The organism is Actinophytocola sp., from assembly GCF_035712165.1.
GTDB lineage: Bacteria > Actinomycetota > Actinomycetes > Mycobacteriales > Pseudonocardiaceae > DASYTH01.
This window is the reverse complement of the sequence record NZ_DASTBH010000410.1, coordinates 1-6,039: the sequence shown is the minus strand read 5'-3', so window position 1 is coordinate 6,039 and position 6,039 is coordinate 1. Positions and strand designations below refer to the sequence as shown.

General features: G+C 73.7%; 1 protein-coding gene. It reads right to left on the bottom strand.

The features are described 5' to 3' along the window. Nucleotides 1-6,039 (bottom strand): SDR family NAD(P)-dependent oxidoreductase (locus VFO68_RS22850; RefSeq protein WP_325160406.1); only part of this gene is annotated, 6,039 nt, incomplete at both ends.

Here is a 6,039-nt window from a genome sequence, read left to right as displayed (position 1 = left end):
GGTGCGGCGGGTGCGCACCAGGCCGTGCAGCATCGCGGGCACGGCCGAGGACCGGGCCTGGGCCTGCAGCGCGGAGACGTCGAGCTTGATCGGCACCACCGACGCCCGGTCCAGCCGGGTGGCCGTGTCGAACAGGGCCATACCCTCCACCGTGGTCAGTGGCTGGATACCGCCCCGGCTCATCCGGGCCAGGTCGGTGTCGTCGAGGTGCGCGGTCATGCCGCTGGCCTCGCCCCACAGGCCCCACGCCAGCGCGGTGGCCGGCAGGCCCTGGGCCCGGCGGTGCTGGGCCAGGGCGTCCAGCGTGGCGTTGGCCGCGGCGTAGTTGGCCTGCCCGGCCGAACCGAGGATGCCGGCGGCGGAGGAGAACATCACGAACATCGCCAGATCCATGTCCCGGGTCAGCTCATGCAGGTTGATCGCCGCGTCCACCTTCGGTCCCAGCACCGCGTCCAGATGCCGCGCGGTCAACGACTCCACGGTGGTGTCGTCGATCACGCCTGCGGCGTGCACCACTCCGGTCAGCGGCACCGCCAGGCCGTCCAGCAGTCCCGCCAGCGCGGACCGGTCCGCCGCGTCGCACGCGGCGATGGTCACCTGCGCGCCCAGCGCGGTCAGCTCGTCGCGCAACTCGGCGGCGCCCTCGGCGGCCGGACCGCGGCGACTGGTCAACACCAGGTGCCGCACCCCGTGCCCGGTCACCAGGTGCCGGGCCAGCAACGCGCCCAGCACGCCGGTGCCGCCGGTCACCAGGACCGCACCGTCGGGGTCGAGCGGTCGCGGCAGCGTCAGCACGATCTTGCCGACCTGCTTGGCCTGGCTCAGGCACCGGAACGCGTCCACCGACCGCGTGATCTGCCACGTGGTGATCGGCGAGAGCGTCACCGCCCCGCTGCCGAACAGGACGAGCAGTTCGTCGAGCATCTCGCCGAGCCGCTGCTGGCCCGCCTCGTCGAGGTCGAACGCCTGGTACCGCACTCCGGGATGAGCCTGCGCGACCCAGTCGGCGTCCCGGATGTCGGTCTTGCCGATCTCCAGGAACCGGCCGCCGCGCGGCATCAACCGCAGCGACGCGTCGACGAACTCACCGGACAGGCTGTCCAGCACGACGTCGACACCGCGACCGCCGGTCGTCTCCAGGAACCGCTGCTCGAACTCGATGGTTCGCGACGAGGCGATGTGGTCGTCGTCCAAACCCAACGCCCGCAACGTGTCCCACTTGCCCGGACTGGCCGTGCCGAACACCTCCGCACCCAGATGCCGGGCCAACTGCACCGCCGCGATCCCCACACCGCCCGCGGCCGCGTGCACCAGCACCACGTCACCCGGACCGACCTTGGCCAGTTCGTGCAGGCCGTACCAGGCGGTCAGGAACGTGATGGGCACCGAGGCCGCCTGCTCGAACGACCACTCGGGCAGCTTGCGCCGCAGCACCTGGTGGCCGGCAACGGCCACCGAGCCGAACGACCCGTTGATGAAGCCGAAAACGTGGTCGCCCGCGGCCAGACCGGTCACGCCCGGGCCGACCTCCAGCACCACGCCCGAGCCCTCGCCGCGCTGCACCTCGGGACCCTCGATCACGCCGAGCGCGATCAGCGGATCCCGGAAGTTCAGCCCGGCGGCCCGAACCTGGATCCGGACCTGGCCCTCCGCCAGCGGTTCGAGCACCTGCGGGCAGGCGACCAGCTCGATCCGGTCCAGGGTGCCCTTGTTGCGGCCGTCCAGCCGCCACGCGGGCTCTCCCACCGGGGGAACCAACTCGCCGTCCGCGCCCACCCGGCCCAGCCGGGGCACGAGCACCTGGCCACCCCGCACGGCGACCTGTGGCTCGCCACCCAGGGCGACCGCGACCGCGTCGCTCACGTCACCGCCGGCGTCGGCGTCCACCACGACGAACCGGTCCGGATGCTCCGCCTGCACCGACCGCAGCAGCCCCCACACCGGGGCCTGGGCCAGGTTCGGCACGTCCTCGTCGATCCCCGCGGCCACGGCCTGCCGGGTGACCACCACCAGCGGGCAGGACTCCAGCGCCTCGGCGGCCAGCCATTCCTGCACCACGCCGAGCACGTCGTGCACCACGGCACCGGAGGCCGGTGCGGCGTACAGCACCACGTCGGGCGTCGCACCGTCCACACCGGACACCAGCGCGGCCGGGCCGTCGAACCGGGCCGCGTCCTCGATGCCGAGGTCGTCCGCGCCGAGCACCGCCCACCGGGCCGGCCGCGCGGCCGGTTCCGGCGCGGGAACCCAGTCCAGGGCGAACAGCCACCGCTGCTCGTCCCGGGCGCCCGCACCGCCCAGGTCGCCGGCGATGGGACGGGTGACCAGCGACTCGACCGAGACCACCGGGGCGCCGGTGGTGTCCGCGACCGAGACCGTCACCGCGTCCTCGCCGGTCGGCGCCAGGCGCACCCGCACCGAGGTCGCACCGGTGGCGTGCAACGACACGCCGGACCAGGCGAACGGCAACCGGGCCTGGCGTTCGGCCGAGCTGTCCGCACCGGCGAGCAGGATCCCGTGCAGCGCGGCGTCCAGCAGCGCCGGGTGCACCCCGAACCGGGCCGCGTCGGCCTCGGCCGACTCCGGCAGCGACACCTCGGTGAAGATCTCCTCGCCGCGCCGCCACGCCTGCCGCACACCCTGGAACACCGGGCCGTAGCCCAGACCGATGGCGGCCATGTCGGGATAGACGTCGTCGACGGGCACCGGCTCCGCGCCGGCGGGCGGCCAGGTGCCCAGGTCCATCGCCGGCGCCGGCCGGGCGGCGTTGACCACCCCGCTGGCATGCCGGGTCCACGGGTCCTCGGCCGAGGCGGACTCCGCGCGGGAGAACAGCGTCACCGACCGGTTGCCGTCGTCGTCGGCGCCGCCCACGACGACCTGGATCCGGACCCCGCCCCGCTCGGCGAGCACCAGCGGCGCGTGCAGGGTCAGCTCGTCCACCCGGTCGCAGCCGACCTGGTCGCCGGCCCGCATGGCCAGTTCGACCATCGCGGTGCCCGGCACCAGCACGTTGCCCTTGACGGCGTGGTCGGCCAGCCACGGATGGGACTGCAGCGCCAGGCGTCCGGTGAACAGGTAGCCGTCGGTGTCCGGAAGCTCCACCGCCGCGCCGAGCAGCGGGTGGCTCGCGGCGAGCTGGCCGAGGCCGGTCGCGTCGCCCCCGTCGGCACCGCCGGGCAGCCAGTAGGTCTGGCGCTGGAAGGCATAGGTCGGCAGGGCCACCAGTTCGGCGCCGGAGCCGGCGAACACGGAGTCCCAGCCGATCGGCACGCCGCGCACGTGCAGCCGGGCCAGCGCGGCGGTCACGGTCTGCGGCTCGTCGCGATCCTTGCGCAGCGCCGGGACGAACACCGCGTCGTCGCCGTCGGACAGGCTCTCCGCGCCCATGCCGCAGAGCACCCCGTCCGGACCGAGCTCGACGAAGGTGGCCACGCCTTCCCCGCGCAGCAGGACGACCGCGTCGGCGAACCGGACGGTCCCCCGCACGTGCCGCACCCAGTAGCCGGGATCCCGCAGCTCCTCGACCTGGGCGAGCTTGCCGGTGAGGTTGGACACCACGGGGATCGCCGGTTGGCCGTAGTCGACCCGCTCCAGCACTGCGGCGAAGTCGTCGAGCATGTCGTCCATCAGGGGCGAGTGGAACGCGTGCGACACCCGCAGCCGCTTGACCTTGCGGCCGCGGTCCTGCCAGATCGCCGCCAGCTCACCGATCACGTCCTCGTCGCCGGACAGCACGACCGACGCGGGCCCGTTGATCGCGGCCACGCTCACCCGGCTTTCCTTGCCGGCCAACGTTTCGATCACCTCGGCCTCGGTCGCCTGCACCGCGAGCATCGCGCCACCGGCCGGCAGGGCCTGCATCAGCCGGCCGCGCGCCGCCACCACCTCGCACGCATCGGACAGCGACCACACGCCCGCGACGTGCGCCGCGCTCAGCTCACCGATCGAGTGGCCGGCAACGAAGTCCGGGCGGACGCCCCAGGACTCCAGCAGCCGGAACAGCGCCACCTCGATCGCGAACAGGGCGGGCTGGGCGTAGCCGGTCATGTCCAGTGCCGAATCCGAGTCCTCGGCGGCGAAGACCAGGTCGCGCAGCGGCCGGTCGATCCGGGTGTCGAGCTCCGCGCACACGGCGTCGAACGCGGCGCGGAAGACCGGGAACCGGTCGTAGAGCTGCCGGCCCATGCCGAGCCGCTGTGACCCCTGGCCGGTGAACAGCACCGCCAGCCGGCCGGGGCAGGTCATGCCGCGCACCGCGTCGGCGGCCGACTCACCGCCGGCGAGGACGTCCAGACCGTGCAGCAGGCCGTCCCGGTCCGGCGCGGTGAGCACCGCGCGGTGTTCCAGTTGGGCCCGCGTGGTGGCCAGCGAGAAACCCACGTCCACGAGGCGAAGTTCCGGGTGGTCCGCGACGAACTCGCGCAGCCGGGCGGCCTGCGCCGCCAGCGCCTGCTCGGAGCGGCCGGAGATCACCCAGGGGGCCAACGGCGTGGTCGGTTCGTCGGTTCGGGCCGGGGAACCCGACCCTTCCGGGACGTGTTCGAGGACCACGTGCGCGTTGGTGCCGCCGATGCCGAACGAGGACACCCCGGCCCGCCGCGGCCGGCCGGTGTCCGGCCACCGGGTCGGCTCGGTGATCAGTTCGACGGCGCCGGTGGACCAGTCCACCTTCGGGGTCGGCGCGTCCACGTTCCGCGTCGCGGGCAGTTCGCCGTGCCGCATCGCCTGCACGATCTTGATCACGCCGGTCACTCCGGCGGCGGCCTGGGTGTGACCGATGTTGGACTTGACCGAACCCAGCCAGAGGGGCTGGTCGGCCGGCCGGCCCTGGCCGTAGGTGGCCAGGATCGCCTGGGCCTCGATCGGGTCGCCCAGCATGGTTCCGGTGCCGTGCGCCTCGACCGCGTCGACGTCCTGCGGGGACAGGTCGGCGTCGGCCAGCGCCGCCCGGATGACCCGCTGCTGTGCCGGGCCGTTCGGCGCGGTCAGGCCGTTGGACGCGCCGTCCTGGTTCACCGCGGTGCCGCGCACCACGGCCAGGATCGGGTGGCCGAGGCGGCGCGCGTCGGCCAGCCGCTCCACCACGAGCACCCCGGCGCCCTCCGACCATGAGGTGCCGTCGGCGGCCGCGGCGAACGGCTTGCACAGGCTGTCCGGGGCCATCCCCCGCTGCCGGGAGAACTCCAGGAACACCAGCGGGGCGGACATCACCGTCACGCCGCCGGCCAGCGCCAGGTCGCACTCGCCGCGTCGCAGTGCCTGCACCGCCAGATGCAGGGTCACCAGCGAGGAGGAGCAGGCCGTGTCGATCGTGATCGCCGGGCCCTCCAGTCCGAGCACATAGGACACCCGGCCGGACAGCACGCTCGGTGACTTGTTGATGGCGACCAGGCCCTCGACCTCTTCCGGGAACTCGAGCCGGCCGTTGGCGTAGTCGTAGTACGACACCCCGGTGTACACGCCGGTCTGGCTGCCGCGCAACGAGGCCGGCACGATCCCGGCCCGTTCCAGGGCCTCCCAGGTCGTCTCCAGCATCATCCGGTGCTGCGGGTCCATCGCCAGCGCCTCGCGCGGCGAGATGCCGAACAGCTCCGCGTCGAACTCCAGCGCGCCGCGCAGGAACCCGCTCTTGTCCACATAGGACTTGCCAACCGCCTCCGGGTTGGGGTCGTAGAGTTTCTCCACGTCCCAGCCGCGCTCGGCGGGGAACTCGGTGAGCCCGTTGCGGCCTTCGGCCATGAGCTGCCACAGGTCCTCCGGCGACATCACGCCGCCGGGCAGCCGGCAGGCCATGCCCACGATCGCCACCGGCTCGTCCACCGGGGCCGTGCGCGCCGCGACCGGCGCCGGGGCCACCCCGGCTTCGGACCCGACCAGTTCGGCGCGCAGGTGAGCGGCCAGCGCGCTCGGCGTCGGGTAGTCGAAGACCAGGGTGGCGGGCAGCCGCAGCCCGGTCGCGGCGTTGAGCCGGTTGCGAAGTTCGACCGCAGTGAGCGAGTCGAAGCCGAGGTCGGTCAGGGCCCGGTGCGGCGTGAT